Raw genomic sequence first — 17,537 nt, 5'->3', positions numbered from 1 at the left:
TTAACTAAAAGAAGGGAGAGGTGAGATATGACATACTATATAGAAGGTGGAAGGTCAGTTGATAATGCTTAAACAAAAGAGCCGTAATTCACGGCTCTTTGATGATAAAATCAATTTTTAAATATAGAGTTAACCGAACAATTAAAACTTGAGGAGTTTTACTGCGTCATCTATGTCAATTTCATCTTCAGAGAAAGTTAACGTCGTACCATGTAACGTATGAATATCCAATTTTTTTAGTGAACGCATTTCACCCGGCTGAGTAGCAGATTTTGGCTTGATACTATTCATCAATGCACCGACAGATAACACAGTATTTTCTTTATCAATACGGGTATCCGCAGGGACTTCCTCGCTATAAACTCGATAAGACTTGATGGAGGTTATTTTAATGCGCTCACCCGCAATATATACATATTTGCTCTCAGGTATAACTTTTACCGAATAAGCAGATAACCCTTTTGTATTCGTGGTAGGTTCAAAAGTCACTAAAGCATCTTTCTTAATTAAGTCAGGATTGGCAACTTTAACCACATGAAAATAACGGTTATCGCCATTTTCATCTTTGATAAATCCAAAACCTTTATCTTCAAACCATGTTGTGATTGTTCCATTCATTGCCATTACCACCTAGTTAATCATTTATTGACTCAGTTTTTACAATGCGCAGTATAGAGCACAATACATGTGTAAACTACGGCTTTGCTTTTAGTCTGAGTGATAAATTTACGTGATGCAAGTGGCAAGCATTCGCCTGCCGACTAAAAATTGGTTATTATCAACCGCTATTTTTTGTTGGAAAGGCTAATGACTGAAATCATCGACACCTTTATTGCGCCGCCCTGTCACGATAAGATAGAAATTGTCTATCAGGATGAGTACCTTGTTCTTATTAATAAACCAAGTGGTTTGCTAAGCCTTTCAGGAAAAAACCCACAAAACTTAGATTCTGTGCACTACCGCTTAGCGCAAATATTTCCAAATTGCACCTTAGTGCACCGCCTCGATTTTGGCACCTCGGGGTTAATGGTTGTAGCACGAAATAAACAGATAAACGCGGCACTTAATCAGCAATTTAGCCAAAGATCCGTGACGAAAAAATACCATGCACTCCTTTGTGGGCACTTAAATAATAACCATGGAGTAATAGACGCCGCAATCGCCAAAAAGCCTGAGCTTTTCCCTCGAATGTCCATTTGTGAACACCAAGGCAAGCCCGCGCGGTCGGCTTATCAAGTTATCGAACGCTTGACTCACACACTCGACAATGGAGCAACATTGCCATTAACTCGAGTACTATTAACCCCCGAAACGGGCCGAACCCATCAACTCCGTATTCACTGCCAACTATTAGGCCACCCTATTTTAGGGTGTGACTTATATGGTGGCTGCCTACTTGCCAATACAGAACATGCTCTGCGCTTAATGTTGCATGCGAGTGAACTGCATTTTATCCACCCAATTAGCAAGGAACGGGTCAAAGCATACAGCACGAGCCCCTTTTAAAAAGCAGTTAAATCATACTAATGTGGCAACTTAAAACATGGAAAAGTATTACCACATCAAATCATCGGGCACCTTAAAGTCAGCATATGGGTCGTCTTCATCTTGCTGCTCTTGGCTTAATGCATTGTTTAATACAATGCAATCTGCCTCTCTTTGTATGATTTTATCGGCTACACTCGCAGGAATAATGGCATATTCACATACATCCGTGTTATCAATTAGTAAGCGTGCAATTGCGAGACGACCATTAATCAGCTGAGTCTGAGTGGTTTTATCTACAACGATTTGTTTTATTACATTATTATCTGTGAAATTAAAGTTAATATCGCCCTTTGCAATATTAATCCTATTCATTTCAATCAATTGTTTCACTTGCGCCTTATATTCTTTTGCTAACAACGCTTGTTTCTGTTGCTCATTTAGCTGTTTATCACGCTCTAGTTGTGCCTTTTTATTTTCCTCAACAGCCTCTCTGGCTTCGCGAGCTTGGACCCGTGACTTTTTTGTTGTTCTTTGGACTTTGGCCATTTTCTTGCTTGTCACCAATCCCGCTTTTAACATTTGCTCTTGTAAGGTAAGTTTTGCCATCTTTGCCTCTAAATCTATCAGATAATTATGTGATTATACCTGTAGCTGCTGAGACCTGATAGGTTTTGAGCTTCATTGATAGAGAAATTATGTGATGATATTTAAGAAAATATAATAACGATGACAATTCAAAATTTGGTGTATTTAACTTATTTTGTCTAATCCAAAATGTGTCTATAAAAAATTATTTTCTTATACACACAATTTACTCAGTAACCATAGGGAGTTGACGAGAAAAGTTAGAGGCTTTCATCAACATAAAAACCTCTCTACTTTAATTGCTACGGAGTGGACATAATAATGGTCGCTGCTGAACTAAACTGGCCTTCTATCAATTCATTTGGAGATAAATTAGGTTTTTTAACTAGCGTAAACATTAATGTATCTCTACCATGCCCATTTTCTATTTTTGAATCGAAGTGCCCATTCATAGGGGAAACTCTTTGCCCTTGATGATAAATCTCAACACCCAATCCAGGCATAATAGGACCTTGGCTACCAATATCTCCAGTTCTAACAAGTAAAGCATCAGATGAAAAAGTCGACGTTTCTCCGCTAATAATCATCTTTATTGGCGCTGTCAGATTATTATCTTCGCAACTATAAGTGATTTCTGCGTTACGTTGAAAACGGCTTGCACTCCCCACCGTTGAAATACCCGATGCATTTACTGTTTCAAAATCAACAATGATGATTTGGTTATCATTAATATCACATGTACCTGTTCCAACAACCACGTCGTTACCTGCATAAAAATTCCATTTAAAATAAGCGTGGTCAATATGCTGATTACTATTTACAAATGTCGCATATTTATGGAGATCTAATGTCATCAGCAAATCGCCTTTTCTAACCAATACTGATGGCGTTGGTTTAACATTTACCTGTAAATATAATTTAATTTGTAAAGGTTCACTTGCTGTAGTTAAACGAAATACTTGAATTTCTTTACCGCTAAATGGTGCTAAATAATAAGCACCGCGCACGACGACACCCGCTTTTAATTCAGGGTTATTCTTAAATACAGGGCCAAGGTCAGCACCAGTCACATTTAAATAATCGACATAAGCATTGGGGGCTTCATTACGGCAGGTCATAAAATCACTCACATCCGCGAATTCATTTATACGATTAGGTACAGCAAAAATATCATTATCGAGAGGAACATCATAAATGCTTTGCGTTCCCCCACCAACTTCTTGTCCCCCATTAGTTTTACACTGGAATGCAAAAATGGCCGGAGAAAATAATAAGGTTGCGAGAAGTAATATTAATATCTTCATTGTTACTGATACCTTAATCATAAATTAAACTAAAAACAGCGGTTGCAGTAAAATGGCCAAACGCAATACTTTTATTTTTTATTGCGTCAGGTTCCCCTTGTACATTTGCATTAAAACTTAAAATATTCGTACCATTCTCTAGATTGTATGCAGATGTCGTACTATTAATGGGAATTTTTTTACCACTATATTCTAAGATTTCAATTCCGATCCCCGAAGCCATGCTGCCAGAGTCTAATGCAAGAAGGCCAGGTAAATGAGTATTTTCGCTTCCTGTAAATTTAACGGTCACCGTTTTAAAAATACTATTATCACAATCATCTAAATGAATATTAAAATTTTCAAGTGGCGTTTTTTGGTTAATATAAAGGTACTTATTAACGATAGTACCAAAGTCCACAATGATATTTTCATCACCAGGCCTTACTGTACAAGCTTCAGCGACAAGCTGCCCTCGTATTTTAATTTCACCTATTTGGCCATTTTTGGCATGGCTCGGTAACGAAAAAAATAACAAACTAAATAGCATGGAGAGTATTATTTTTTTAAATTTATAAAAATTGAAATTTAAGTTATTCATATAAATACCTTCAATGCTATATCAGACAATCTATTAAGATTATTCATACGTTATTTGAAAAGAAATAACACTTCGATAAGCCCCTGCTTGTAATTTCTCTGCAATTCTTACGGGTGCTACATAATAAGTTAAAATATTTTGCCCCGTAGAAATAAGCTCAGGTTCACTATACTCACCAAAAGCAATTTCTTTCCCTTTAGGATTAGTTATCTGTAATCCAAGTCCATTCACACCTTCAACTTTCGCTATGTTCGGCCTAAAAGGAACAACTGGCGTGATAAACCTAATTTTCATGCCAGGCTGAGAAATACTCCATGTAACATTACCTGATTTATTGTTTCGCAAAACAGTTGGGGTTTCGATACAATCCAATAATTCGATGTTTATCGGTGTCTTGTGGCCTTGAGCCCCAATTGTTTTTAATGATGCCGTTTCAATGTTACCTAAATCAACAGATTGAAATGCAGAATCCATCGATAAATGGCAGGCGCTTTCCGTTAACGAGCCATAAACGAAAATTTTGCCATTTGCACCTTCAACATCCCAATTTCCTGTCGTGTTATAAAAGGCATTATTTGATGCCGCATATATAACAGATGAATGAAATATGAGAGATAATCCAAAGAGTAGGGAAAAGCTTTTTTGATTAATCATCATTTTCCTCTCTATTTATTTTCAGGAACAACCTGACATGTGTTTGCTTGGCATTTAAATTGAAGTTTTGGTCGGCCACCATAATCATTTATATAGGTCAATACTGGGTTTGATCCCACAGTAGAACTTGGAACCCCTAATTTTTCTTCACTAAATGGTGCAACCATAACTGCCTTAAAATTCTGATTTACTGGTGAATCTTTACGTTCAGCTGCACCAATAATCGTGATATAAAAGGGAGTTGGATTTTTAATGATATATTGGTCACCTTGCTTAATAAGCTGTGTTTTTTCTTGCCAAGGGTTATTCAGCATTTCTGTTTCACTTAGCATGATACTTTTAGGGCGATAAAATAATTTAATTTTGCTTTGTAACGCCAATTGCAAAACATTCGGCTTATCACTTTTTGGTGGGATCTCCCTTAAATTAAAGTAATAAACACTTTCTCTGTCCTGAGGTAACTGACTAATTTCAGGGAGCGCTTCAATACGGACTTGGCTTGATTTTTCGGGTTCAACTCTTTGCACCGGAGGTAATACTGCAAACGGTGAAGTAATTTTTACCCCTTGAATATTTTCAACCCACCCTTGAGCCAAATAAGGCAGTTGATTATTTTTATTAGTAATAGTAATTGAAACGCTTTTTTGATCGCCATTAAAAATAACTCGGGTTCTATCTAAAGCAATTGCCGAGAATGCGCTTCCGCTAACTAAACAACTTAGTAAAATAGTACTGATATATAAATTAGTTAATTTTTTCATAGCAATCACTCATCTACAGATTATTATCTGCTTCATTACGTTTATTTGATAATGGTTTACAAGGAATAAATAATCCTTGATGAATTGTTTCTAAATTTTCTGGAAAATTAATTTCACATTGTGCTTCGCCACCCCAATGAATAATCATGACTTCATTTGGGTTGATACCACTAACATAGGCATATCCATTATCGGTGACTATTCCCGTTTCTTTTCCTTTCAAATTCGTAATCTGAGCACCAAATGGTGGTGCAGAACCGTCAGACATACGCATTGAAAGCATCATCTTTTCACCAGACAGTACATTAAATTTGCGATAGCCAATCGCACCTTCTGTTAATGTCGCTTGAACAATAGAATCCGTTACTTCGGCATTATTCGGTAATGCGTTTAAATCAACTTTAACTTTACTGCGGTAGTAACTATTTAAGTCAGGAACAACCACTTTACCAAATGCATTTGATGCAATAGGGATACCTCGGTCTGATACAGGGATCTTAGCCACACCATCGGTGTCAATCAGTAAACGAGTTCCGCCAATATTTGAGACTCGGTGAGCATCCGCACCATTTAAAGTCATGGTAAACCCGCCTTGTGCCCCTACCCCAAATGACGTGTAATTATTGTGAATATAGCTGGCATTTGCAGTTAACTTAGTATTATCACCATAATGGGTAATATAGGTGCTTGCGGTTCCACCTTTGTTGGTCGAACCTGCACTAACTTGATAATTGGTTCTATCGGACAATTTGTCATAATAGGTTGCTCGATTAACGGTATCATCACGTGTTGCTTGCAATGAATAACCAATATTTGCACCATTTCCCCAAGGCATTGACGCTGAGATATACAGGCCATCATCATTTGTTTCATTATATTTATTGCGATAAGCCGATAACGAAATATTAATGTTCTTCAGGCTTCCCCAATCTAAGGTTTTTGTCACCATTAAATTGTAGCGATTACTTTCTGGCTTATCCCAATAAGTCTGGTGCGAGTAGTTTAAATAAGCTGTAATTCTCGATTCCCTAAAGTTTTTATTTAAAGAAATTACATACATTTCTTTATTACTACCTTGACGCTCACCTGAATCTTTAGCCGTTAAAAAATCGGTTACAGTCATAAAGCTGCGTTCTGAGAATCGGTAACCCGCGAATTGAACTTGGCTATCATAGTCATCAAAACGTTTTGAATAGTTTATTCGATAAGAATTACCCGTGAGTTTTTTATCATTAGGAATATTTGCAATTGAATGCGTAATATCGAAAGATAAGGCACCAAATGCCAGTAAGTCTCGGCCTACACCCACGTTGAATGCATTATAGTCTTGGCTATTTAATGAGCCTGCAAGCAATGACCAACCATTAGTGACACCCCACGACATTTCACCACTCGCAAATGTATCTCCATTGACATGATGATCCATATCCGTTGGACGACCCATCGCTAATTTATATCGAATACTACCTGGTCGAGTTAAATAAGGGATATTGGCTGTTTCAACCTGATATTCTTGAACCGAACCATCCTGCTCTTCGATTCGAACATCCAGTTTTCCCGTCGTCGCATCACTTAAATTTTGGATACGGAAAGGACCCGCAGCGACTTGTTCTTGATAAATAATCCGCCCTTGTTGGCTAACAATCACCGTCGCATTTGTCGTCGCAACACCCGTTATTTCAGGTGCATAGCCACGTAAATTAGGCGGCAACATTAAGATATCAGAGCGTAAGCCAATACCTGTAAATCGAAAACTGTCGAATAAATCCGTGTTAAAATAGTCCTCACCTAAGGTCAATTTCGCTTTAATACTGGTTAACGCTTTATAGGCGTATAGTCGGCTCCATTGAAAATCATGCTCATTTTTACTGTTCGAGCCATTTTCTCGTTGAGCACGTCCCTGCCAATCTCCCCTGAAACGCCATGCACCAAGGTTCACACCTGCGACACCATTTGCTGTCACATTATAGTTGCTATTGTTATCATGAGGCTTATTCGCTCTTGCGTTTATATTGTAGTCTAAAATAGCCCCTGAAACCCCTTCATCCCACAGAGAGGGCGGGTCCCAATTAGCTGTTCTATATTCAAGGTAGGCTTGAGGTATACTCAGATACAATGTTGAGTCAGATAAATCCCCTCGAGCTTGAAAGCCGGGTAAGCTGGATAAATCAAGACACTCATTATTATGCCACCACGTAATTTGCTTCAACGAACTGGCTGTTAACCCTAGCTGTTGGACTTGTTCTGGTGTGATACAAACGAGGCTATCTTCAGGGTCATTCTCTGGCGCATAGAATGAAAACCGTTGCTCAGGTAAAGTTTCTTTATTGACTTGTACTTTGAGGGGATAGGTGCCAGGCATAATATAGCCTGCACGTGAAAATTGCTTAATATCAATGTTTTTTTTGTCTTCTAAATCAAATAACGCCGTATTAAATTGTATAGTATCAGCAGCATATAACTGAGCGGATAATGTTCCAAATGTAATCATTATCGTTGTCGTTATTATATTTATTTTGTGTTGTTTAAAAAACATAAAAAACATCCCTAAAACACCAATATAATTTCTTAGAATTAATAATAATCGACCTTGAACCTTAATAAGGTTTGGTAATTACCCGCTTTAACAGGATGATAATTGGTGACTAATTGCATTTGATATTTCAGGATCATTGTCCCTGGCGTAATTCCTAATACAGGTAATGGCTTTCCTGGTGTAATGGAATATCCAGATATATCATGCAATGCCAATTGCACTCCTTTTGCTTCACCCGAGAGTGTGAAAAAATCACCTTCAGATGGGCCATCAAAAGTGACTTCGAGTGAATTCCATTCGTTATTATCTTTCGAATATTTTTCCCAACGACAATCAATGAGCTTAATATTGAATTCTTTTATGGGGCCTTTCCCAACTTCACGAATATAGCTTGTTGGAAGCACCCCCATATTAATGGTCTGATCCCTAGACCCAATATCTATTGCGCAGGCAGTATCGACTATTTCGCCATTCATCGTGACTTTTCCCCATCCATGAGATGATGCTGCCATTTGTGGCGAAAGAAATAATGTTAGAAGAAATAGAGAAGATGCTTTTCTTCGCAAATAGATAAATCCTTTCACTTTAACCTCTGACTTAGTTTGGTGATTAATAGAGGAACACAAAGGTATTCCTCTTAAACTAATCAATTAGTTATAAGTTAAGGTAAAGTTAGTTACGCCTTCAAATTTACCTAATGGAATTTTATCAACCGCAACATTCGCACCTTGTACATAAGCGCTATAACGCAATGTATTATCACCCGCTTGTAATTGGTGTTCTTGAGCTGTTGCAACTCCCATATCTAATGCTGCACCATTAGTATCCGTTAATTGAATACCTACGTTGCCAGCAATAGTTGGGTCTGTTGCATCTAAACCTGTTACACCCAATAATTTAGAGTTGAAAGCAGCGCTAGAACCAGAGAATGTGATACTCACTTTATCGTTGTACACTTTGTCATCTGCATCTTTCGGGAATACACAGTCTTCCAATTCAATATTGAATTGTTTAGCGCTAGAAGTACCACCATTCGCTAAAATAGAGTTAGCGATTTGGCCTAACCATACTGTTTGGTCAATAGAATCTGAACTAATTGAGCAAGGGGCATCGATAATTTCACCTTTAAAGGTGACTTTACCATGTCCTTGGTCAGCCAGTGCTGGAGATGCAATAGCGGCAGAAACTAGTGCGGCTAAAAATACTTTTTTCATTTGAACCTCATTTATATATAACAACGTGATGATTACCCGACATGATGTAGGGCATAGTTAGAATTTATTATTTTTAAAATAACTATTTGCTGTATAAAGAATTTAAAATAACTTCTGTTTGTCGATTAAAAATATAATGGTAGTTATCCTTTCCATCGGACAAACACTCACTATTATGAATAAATGAATTAGCACTAGGATGTTTTTCATTTATTTTCAATGATACACTTTCAAAAAATGCACTCGGGCTGATTTCTAGATAGAATAAAATTGAAAATAGCATTCCACAGTTAATGCTACATATTCCTCTTTCATAACGAGATATTTGTTGTTGTGATATCTTTAATTTTTTAGCTAACTCACTACCACTAAGCCCTTTCTCCTTTCTAAGATAGGATAATTCCATGCCAATTTGTTCGGTTAGTATTTTCTGAAAGCTATCTATACTGGTCTTTAATTTATTACTTTTCATATCTCACCAATAAAGCCTTGTGTAATGTGGCAAAACAATCAGAGCTGCTCATAAAACAAACAATTCATTTTTTACATGAAAAAAAACGCAACAAAATAAATCAAAATGTTTAAATTACCTAATAAGTATAATTATCAGGCTAACCAAAATCAAATAGCATAAAATTCTGTTACTGTAATGCATTTTAGAGGTAATTATTAATTAATGTAAAAAATTGTCATTAACAACAAAAAGTTATCATTCATGATTTTTATATGCAATAAAACCAACCAGTCAAATAATCTAACTCTACCAGTTTAGTAGATATATTAAAGATTTTAATTCTGACGATTCTTATATAAAAAACAATTTGTCTAAAACTTATTTAACGCAACATTTTGATTTATTATGTTGCGTTGTAGCTTGATTTTTATAGGCATTTTATTCATTCAGTTGATTATCATCGATAATTGATTGATTTTTTTATTACATACTGCGTCAACGCATCAAAAACCATAAACTATAGATTTTTAATCTTACAAAAACAAAGAATATAAATTTATCATCTAAAAAACCTCGCTTATAACACGCCATTTAACAGAAAAACTTTATTAGACAATCCAAAATAGACTATCACTGTAAAAGAAATGATTAAAATATGATAACAATTAGTTAACAACGCAAGCGGGTTACTGATACCCTTAATTGGAGTAATTAAATTATGATAATTCAAAAAAAAAGAATAGATGAAATTATTAACTAATTTTATTTTTAGAGGTTGGAAAATAAGTCATTTGAACATGTTATTTATGGCTTTAAAAATAATTTTTGCCCTTAATATGCATAAGAATACCTCAGCTTTATCATATCAATTGCCTAAATAACTGAGGTATTCTTGGTGTTTAGTTCATATTATTATGTTTAATGTTAGCTTTATGTTGACACAAGTCATTAAATTGCTTATTTATTCGACCAAATACCGCTAAATCTTTTTTCATTACTAGCAGTATAAATGACAGTATGAGCGATATTTCGATGCCCTAAATAGTCTTGGATTAATCGTGTATCCCTACCTAAATCAGCTAATGCATAACCACATGCGTGCCTTAGCATATGAGGATGAAGCTTTACAGGAAGCCCTGCTATTTTTCCATACTGTTCAAATAAACGATAAATTTGATAACGAGAAATTTGGCTTCCTTTCTGTGAAATGAATAAACAATCTGATCCTGCTGTTTTCCAAGAGTTTCGTTCAACTAGCCATTTTTCAATCACAGTAAACTCTTCGGGAATTATAGGCTGTACGGTAGACAACCCTCCTTTTAGTCTCCTAATAAATATCACTTTCTGCACCAAATCAATATCAGACATTGTGATATGAGTGAGCTCACTCACTCTTAGCCCATGCAAAAAGCTCATTAATAACAAACAATAGTCGCGATTAGGATAGCGACCTTGCTTTGTAGCCTCCAATAAAGAATTAACTTCTGTACGTGTAATAAATTTACGTTTAGTCATTATGATCTCATCTATACCTCGTTATATTTCGCTATATACCAACGATAAATTAACTAAAAATAATAATTTTTTAGAAAATTAAATATAATATGTCAGAAAGGGCAGTGATGATACCGCAATGCAAGCACTTAATCATGATGTCACTAAGACATAAAAGAATAAAATACGATGGATAGTTGAGTGATAAGTTGATTTATAAGGTAGTTATGTTGTTTTCATCACATGGATGATGAACGATAAAAGTAACTTCAAAGGGGCATTAGCCAGCATCTCTTTTCCCTCTCTTTCGCGCAATAGTGTATACTTGCCCACAATAAAATTTATCCACGGTTAATAAATAATGAAAGAAATCGAAAAAACACAAATTAAGCTTCTTAGCGACCGTTTAGACCTTATTCGTCACCAAATGACCAGTATGCAATTGACGAATGAAGCAGAAAAATACGCCGAGCTAGAGAAAGAAAAAGCGACGCTGGAAATTGAAATCGCTCGTCTAAAAGAGGTACGTAACAAAAAATTAAGTAAAGAAGCGCAAAAATTGGTTGATATGCCATTCAAACGCCCTATTACGAAGAAAGAACAAGCTGATCTTGGTAAGCTGAAAAAAACCGTGCGAGGGCTGGTCATTGTCCATCCCATGACGGCATTAGGTCGTGAAATGGGGCTGGATGGTATGACTGGTTTTTCTAAGACTGACTTCTAGTGAGAGAAGCCCCTCTTTAACATACTTTGCCAATTTATGATTTACTGCCTAAGCGCTCTAACTCTGAACGTAATACAGCAGTAGATAAACTCCATTTTCATGCTAAAGATATCAATTGAAGTCAATGACTCAGTCGTTAAAATCACCCTAAATAAGCTTAAGTATTATCATTGGGCGAATATACATGTCATGTAACTTCATTGATAATCGAGTAAACAATGTAAACTCTAATAGTTAACCGCTATAGCAAAATTCATCATAGCTAGTAGTAACGGCAATTATCATACTCTACGAAAAATGAAAAGAAGAGGATTTAAATAGAGAAACTATTAAACCCGAATAAAACTCATATGAAATCTAAGCTTTATGTTATAGAGGACTACATTAATTCTAAAAACATCTATAACTCTTTCATTCTATTTAATACTCTAAAATGTAGAATGTATATACTATTATGTTAGTTAAAAAGACAAACGATACTAAGAATAATCTCACCCTAATATAAAATCAAAATAACCCTAACGTTATAGTTTTTACTGTAATTAATTTAAAATGTAACAATATTATTATGAAACAAAATATAATAAATACGTACTTATATGTAACAAAATGTTTTTTATTTAATACGTAAGTTGTAATGTAAATAAATAAATTATAGTTCTGCTCGAAATTAACAACATAATATCGAATCAAAAAAAAACCATAAAATCATATTGTTATGTTCTTTAAATAGTAGTTAAAGTCACATTTTGATCCGAATAACCGATCAATAACAGCATTTTGATAGGGTTAGCCTATCAAAATTAACTAATCGATCGATATAAACATCTTTAAATAAATAAAAATAAAAGCTAGATTAAATGAAAATTAAATCAGTAAGAAATTATAACTTCACTAGTTTAATTAAATAAATTATTGAGGAATTTATTATGATTAGCACCCAAAAAAATTTCATTGTAAAAAATATAAACCTAGAAATTGGTGATTTTATAAGAAAAACCAGACTTAAAAATGGATTAACTGGTGCACAATTAGGTAAATTAGTAGGAGTAAGTCAACAGCAAATATCACGATATGAACGAGGTTCAAATGGCCTATCATTACCAGATTTGATATTTATTTTATCAATTATGAATGCATCATTTTCAGATTTTGTTTCATACTCATCCTATTTGAAATGAGAGAAATAAAATTTTAGTAATGAGTAAACACTACATTATCAAATAATAATACATTATTCATATTCCTGTATAATAAAGAAATTTATATAGCAAAAACTCTTTCTTATACAGATATACTTATCTGTGTTAGTCAATGAAATTAATATAATTCCATTCTCAAAAACATAAATATTAACATCTTAACAATGATATTAGGAAATAGTATGAAACATAACAAATATATGTCTGTATTAGTAGCAGCAATGTTAACAACGTCATTTGCTTCAATTGCAGATACTAATACTGGTACTGTTACTTTCAAAGGTGAAGTTCGCGATACGCCTTGTAACTTAGATGCAGGACAAGGTGGTACTGCTACAATTGTTGATTTTGGCCAACTATCATTAAGTCAATTAAATGATGGAGATTCAAAGTATAAAAACTTCGATTTAAATCTGAAAGGCTGTAAATTAACATCAATTGATAACAGCGATCCACAAAATCCAACTACAGTAACTAAAACAGCAACTATTACTTTTGATGGTGTAAGTAAAATTGCAGGTCAAAATCTTTTAGCAACTACAGGCAGTGCTGCAAACGTTGCTGTAGGTATTAAAGATATTACTTTTGGTACTCCTGCTAACTTAAATTTGCGCGATGGTGACAATACATTAACTTACTCTGCTTTTGTTAAAAAAGCAGGTGCTGCTGCTGTAACAGCGGGCGATTTCACAACTATTTCTACTTTCGAAATCGCATACCAGTAAGTTATATACACTCCTTCACTATTATGTGGAGGAGTATATTACCTGAAAAAGAATATTATTATGAAAAACTTGTTAATTATTGCCACTTTTTTTGCTCATTTTTTTAGCATTCCAGCATTTGCAGCAATGAATTGGGGACAAGCAACAGTTAAAGGTGAAATATTAGCCTCGGGTTGTTCAATGCAACTAACAAGTAAAGATCAAATTATTCAATTTGGTGATTACCCTTTAAGTAGAATTAAAGATAAAAAGACAATCAAACCATTTAAAATAATATTAAAAAACTGTCAGCTATCAAATTCTTATTTTGAGGATGAGAAATCACCTATAAGAATAAAATTTTCAGGTTCAGTAACAAGCAACTTTAATGGATTTAAATTTAATGATGCCGATGGTTTGGCTATTTATATATTAAACGGAAATAACATTGTCAAGCCTAATGAATATTATCCCATTTATGATTTAAAAAGAGTTGCAGGCAAAACGAAATCAGTCAATGAACAACAATTAAACTTTTTATCTGAAATTGTTGTTGATGATGGGCTTAGGCCACAAGTAGGAGAATTTTCAAGTATCATTACATTTGATATTGATTACTATTAATTTAATGAGTATTTACGATGTTATCAATAAAAGAAAAAATGACCATTTTAATGGTGTCGATGCTTTTTTTTAACAAAGTATCCTATTCTGTAGAGTTCAATACAGATATACTTGATAGCACAGATAAAGCGAATATTGACGTATCAAGGTTTCAAAATCCAAATTTTATTCTTCCTGGAACTTATTTTTTTAATATAATTATTAATAGTACTCAATTAACTCAATCGGCCTCTCCTATTAAAATTATAGCTAATGATAATGATGATTCTGTGAGTGATATATGTATTGATAAAGACTATATTAATAGTTTAGGCCTTAAAGAAAAATATGTGAAAGAACTGACCTATTGGAATAACGGGGAATGTATTAATTTCTTGGCTTTGAAGGGTGTTAGTGTTACTCCTAATTTACCTGAGGGAACGGTAATCATAAATATACCTCAATTATATTTAGAGTATATGGATGTAAACTGGTTACCCAAAACCCTTTGGGATGAAGGGATCAGCGGGTTATTATTAGATTACAATGCCAACTATCAATATAGCGATAATGACAGTTTAAAAAATCAAATTGCATCGATCAGTGGATATCTTGGTGCTAATATGGGTGCTTGGCGTTTACGAAGTGAATATTATGGTAATTATCAAAGACAAGAGTCAAATAGCCAAACATCAACAATTCGTAATTTTTTATTTAATGCAATTTATTTATATAGAAATATTAAAGCATTAGATGCTAAATTAGTCGTAGGTGAAAGTACAACACCATCACAGATACTAGAACCTTTTAGATTTACAGGATTATCTTTATTTACAAACGATTCAATGTTACCTCCTAGACTAAGAGGATATGCTCCTGAAATTACAGGAATAGCTAAAACTAATTCTCGCGTTGTTATTACTCAATTAGGAAGGGTAATATATGATGGCAATGTACCTGCTGGTCCATTTAAAATTCAATCATTGAATAGTGGTACTCGTGGTGAATTACACGTAAAAATTATTGAGCAAGATGGATCTGAACAACAGTTTATTGTTAATAGTTCCAATGTGCCTTATTTAACTCGTCCTGGAACTACTCGATATAATGTAACTACAGGGCAACCAATTAAACGAGACCATTCAGTATATAGAGGCGTTTTTTTCTTCAGAGGAGAAGTCTCACATGGTTTAAATAATAATTGGTCATTAAATGCAGCCTCAGATATAAGCAAAGGTTATCAACAAGTTTCATTAGGCTTTGGCCGATTTATGAATCAGTTTGGTGCTTTATCTGTAAATATAGCTCGCTCTTTTTCGCAGTTAGATCATGATAGTCCATCAGGTAACTCATATAGTATTAATTACTCTAAAACTTTTGATGATTACGATATGGATCTAACTTTTGCGGGGTATCGTTTTACTGATAGAAAATTTTATACTATGTCTCAATATTTAGATTTAAGAAATAATAAATTTATTGATAATGAAAAAGAACGCTATCAAATAAGTCTTTCAAAGCGTCTAGGTGAATTTAATATAAATTTAAATTATCAATTACAACAGTATTGGGATCGAGGTCAAACTCATCAATACGGCCTAAATATAGGTAAAAGCGTTAATATTCCTTATTTAAATTTACAAGGAGGAAGTATAACGCTATCAGCAAATAGAAGTTATTACCAAAATAAATATGATGACCAAATTAGCTTGATGCTTTCAGTTCCATTTGGCAAGCAGTTCTACACTTTTGACACAATGAAATATAATGACACCTATAATTCGCGTGTTTCTGTATCTACCTTAACTGAGGATAATGATTACTATAACTTAAGCGCATCAACAAGTTATGGTAAGGATGCTAAAAAACAAAGTACGCTAGCTGGTATGTATGATTTATCAACTCGTTATGCGTCTTTAAATAGTAATATTTCAATCTCAGATAAAGGTGATTCTAGCTTAGGTATGGGGTTAAATGGTGGTGTAACATTAACACAGCATGGTATTGCTTTACATAGCTCATCATATTCATCTGCAGCTAGGTTAATGATAGATACAAATAATATCGCTGATGTTCCTTTAAATAATGGTTCAACAGTAACAAATGGAATAGGGATCGGAGTTATTCCGAATATGACCAGCTATTACAAAAATAGCTATAATGTTGATATGAGTAAATTACCAGATAATATTGAGTCATCAAATACGATATATGATATTGCATTAACAGAAGGTGCAATTGGATACAGAAAAATAAGTGCAGATAAGGGATTCAAATTATTTGCAACTATTAAAATGGCAGATAATTCAGGTTCTCCTCCATTTGGTGCTCAAGTACTAAATGAAAAAGGTAGAGAAGTCGGGATAATTAGCGATAACGGATTAGTATGGTTAACAGCTGTTCAATCTGAAGAAAGGCTAAATATCAATTGGTCTAATAAAAATCAGTGTAATACAACATTACCCAATTTAGATAATGCAAACCAAATTATTTTAATTTGCAAAAAGTAGAGAATTTTATGAAAAATAAATTTTTATTACTTCCGCTATTATTGGTAGCACAAAATAGCATAGCGGCAGTATCTCTTGATAGAACCAGAGCAATAGTAGAAGGTGATTCTACCCCTGTAATTATTAATATCGAAAACCAGAGTGACACCTTGCCGTATTTAGCTCAAGCTTGGATTGACGATAAAGATGGAAATAAAATTACAACAGGACCATTAATTGCGACACCGTTAGTTCAGCGCTTAGAACCGAATATAAAAAGTATGATTAGAATTTCAACTACGGATGTATCTAAATTACCTAAAGATAGAGAGTCTATTTATTATTTTAATTTAAGAGAGATACCACCGAAAAGCGATAAGCCAAACGTAATGCAAGTTGCATTACAATCAAGAATTAAATTATTTTATCGCCCAGAGCCTATTTTAGATAAAGCAAAAACTGATTGGGCCTTAGATCTAGAGCTGAATACAGTAAATGATGGGTATATTATTAAAAATACCTCTCCATTTTATTTAACGGTCATTGGGTTAGCGGGTGACAAAAACAAATCTGAAAATGGCGCATTTGATTCATTTATGATTGACCCTTTTGGAAGTCATCAAGTTAAAAGTACACATTTCCAGAAACCGTACTTAACCTACATAAATGATTACGGTGGTAGACCAACTGTTTCCTTTAACTGCAAATCATCAGTATGCAAAGCTGATAGTCAACAATAGCCAGT

Annotated in this window: 18 protein-coding genes; 7 read left to right on the top strand and 11 right to left on the bottom strand. The window is 34.2% G+C overall.

Annotated elements, in window-relative coordinates; translation table 11 throughout:
* Window positions 1–141 precede the first annotated feature (141 nt).
* Window positions 142–624, bottom strand: a complete 483-nt coding sequence (locus tag ABE954_RS00875) for a cold-shock protein (protein WP_042848554.1) — start codon at window positions 622–624, stop codon at window positions 142–144.
* A 183-nt stretch (window positions 625–807) separates the two neighbouring features.
* On the opposite strand from ABE954_RS00875, the gene ABE954_RS00870 reads away from it, so the two are divergent.
* A complete protein-coding gene (locus tag ABE954_RS00870; RefSeq protein WP_042848555.1) occupies window positions 808–1,506 on the top strand; it encodes an RluA family pseudouridine synthase in 699 nt (232 codons plus the stop codon).
* A 48-nt stretch (window positions 1,507–1,554) separates the two neighbouring features.
* Here the strand turns inward: ABE954_RS00870 and ABE954_RS00865 are convergent, their stop codons facing one another.
* The 10 genes from ABE954_RS00865 to ABE954_RS00820 all read right to left on the bottom strand — a co-directional run bounded on the left by ABE954_RS00865 (window position 1,555) and on the right by ABE954_RS00820 (window position 11,091).
* Complete coding sequence (locus tag ABE954_RS00865; RefSeq protein ID WP_042848556.1) at window positions 1,555–2,094, bottom strand: DUF2058 domain-containing protein; 540 nt, start codon at window positions 2,092–2,094, stop codon at window positions 1,555–1,557.
* A 281-nt stretch (window positions 2,095–2,375) separates the two neighbouring features.
* Entirely contained in the window at window positions 2,376–3,377 is a 1,002-nt protein-coding gene (locus ABE954_RS00860) for a fimbrial protein (RefSeq protein ID WP_225833140.1), read from the bottom strand.
* Window positions 3,378–3,390: 13 nt separating this feature from the next.
* Complete coding sequence (locus tag ABE954_RS00855; RefSeq protein ID WP_129467243.1) at window positions 3,391–3,957, bottom strand: fimbrial protein; 567 nt, start codon at window positions 3,955–3,957, stop codon at window positions 3,391–3,393.
* Window positions 3,958–3,996: 39 nt separating this feature from the next.
* Window positions 3,997–4,614 (bottom strand): fimbrial protein, encoded by a 618-nt coding sequence (locus tag ABE954_RS00850; RefSeq protein ID WP_048605542.1) that lies wholly within the window; start codon window positions 4,612–4,614, stop codon window positions 3,997–3,999.
* Between the two features lie 8 nt (window positions 4,615–4,622).
* Window positions 4,623–5,372 (bottom strand): fimbria/pilus periplasmic chaperone, encoded by a 750-nt coding sequence (locus ABE954_RS00845; RefSeq protein ID WP_048605543.1) that lies wholly within the window; start codon window positions 5,370–5,372, stop codon window positions 4,623–4,625.
* A 13-nt stretch (window positions 5,373–5,385) separates the two neighbouring features.
* Window positions 5,386–7,917, bottom strand: coding sequence for an outer membrane usher protein (locus ABE954_RS00840; protein WP_042848560.1), 2,532 nt, complete (start codon window positions 7,915–7,917; stop codon window positions 5,386–5,388).
* A 29-nt stretch (window positions 7,918–7,946) separates the two neighbouring features.
* Window positions 7,947–8,492: a fimbrial protein gene (locus tag ABE954_RS00835; RefSeq protein ID WP_225833133.1), complete on the bottom strand. Its 546-nt coding sequence runs from the start codon at window positions 8,490–8,492 to the stop codon at window positions 7,947–7,949.
* Between the two features lie 66 nt (window positions 8,493–8,558).
* Window positions 8,559–9,122: a fimbrial protein gene (locus ABE954_RS00830; RefSeq protein ID WP_042848561.1), complete on the bottom strand. Its 564-nt coding sequence runs from the start codon at window positions 9,120–9,122 to the stop codon at window positions 8,559–8,561.
* Between the two features lie 82 nt (window positions 9,123–9,204).
* The gene (locus ABE954_RS00825; protein ID WP_042848562.1) at window positions 9,205–9,594 is read right to left on the bottom strand and encodes a helix-turn-helix domain-containing protein; all 390 of its coding nucleotides are present in this window, start codon (window positions 9,592–9,594) and stop codon (window positions 9,205–9,207) included.
* 939 nt (window positions 9,595–10,533) lie between these two features.
* Window positions 10,534–11,091: a tyrosine-type DNA invertase gene (locus ABE954_RS00820; RefSeq protein ID WP_042848563.1), complete on the bottom strand. Its 558-nt coding sequence runs from the start codon at window positions 11,089–11,091 to the stop codon at window positions 10,534–10,536.
* A gap of 340 nt (window positions 11,092–11,431) precedes the next feature.
* On the opposite strand from ABE954_RS00820, the gene ABE954_RS00815 reads away from it, so the two are divergent.
* The 6 genes from ABE954_RS00815 (at window position 11,432) to ABE954_RS00790 (ending at window position 17,532) form a co-directional block, all read left to right on the top strand.
* The gene (locus tag ABE954_RS00815; RefSeq protein ID WP_042848564.1) at window positions 11,432–11,794 is read left to right on the top strand and encodes a YibL family ribosome-associated protein; all 363 of its coding nucleotides are present in this window, start codon (window positions 11,432–11,434) and stop codon (window positions 11,792–11,794) included.
* Window positions 11,795–12,723: 929 nt separating this feature from the next.
* Window positions 12,724–12,975: a helix-turn-helix transcriptional regulator gene (locus ABE954_RS00810; RefSeq protein WP_042848568.1), complete on the top strand. Its 252-nt coding sequence runs from the start codon at window positions 12,724–12,726 to the stop codon at window positions 12,973–12,975.
* Window positions 12,976–13,178: 203 nt separating this feature from the next.
* Window positions 13,179–13,721: a fimbrial protein gene (locus tag ABE954_RS00805; RefSeq protein WP_042848569.1), complete on the top strand. Its 543-nt coding sequence runs from the start codon at window positions 13,179–13,181 to the stop codon at window positions 13,719–13,721.
* Between the two features lie 60 nt (window positions 13,722–13,781).
* A complete protein-coding gene (locus ABE954_RS00800) occupies window positions 13,782–14,324 on the top strand; it encodes a fimbrial protein (protein WP_371025698.1) in 543 nt (180 codons plus the stop codon).
* 17 nt (window positions 14,325–14,341) lie between these two features.
* On the top strand, window positions 14,342–16,813 hold the full coding sequence (locus ABE954_RS00795; RefSeq protein ID WP_247603824.1) for a fimbria/pilus outer membrane usher protein: 2,472 nt from the start codon (window positions 14,342–14,344) through the stop codon (window positions 16,811–16,813).
* A gap of 8 nt (window positions 16,814–16,821) precedes the next feature.
* Window positions 16,822–17,532 carry a molecular chaperone gene (locus tag ABE954_RS00790; RefSeq protein ID WP_042848572.1) on the top strand — a complete coding sequence of 237 codons (711 nt, stop codon included), beginning with the start codon at window positions 16,822–16,824 and terminating at the stop codon, window positions 17,530–17,532.
* Window positions 17,533–17,537 lie beyond the last annotated feature (5 nt).

The sequence above is a fragment of the Providencia sp. TYF-12 genome (assembly GCF_041344805.1).
GTDB lineage: Bacteria > Pseudomonadota > Gammaproteobacteria > Enterobacterales > Enterobacteriaceae > Providencia > Providencia huashanensis.
This window is presented reverse-complemented; position numbering and strand designations above follow the sequence as displayed.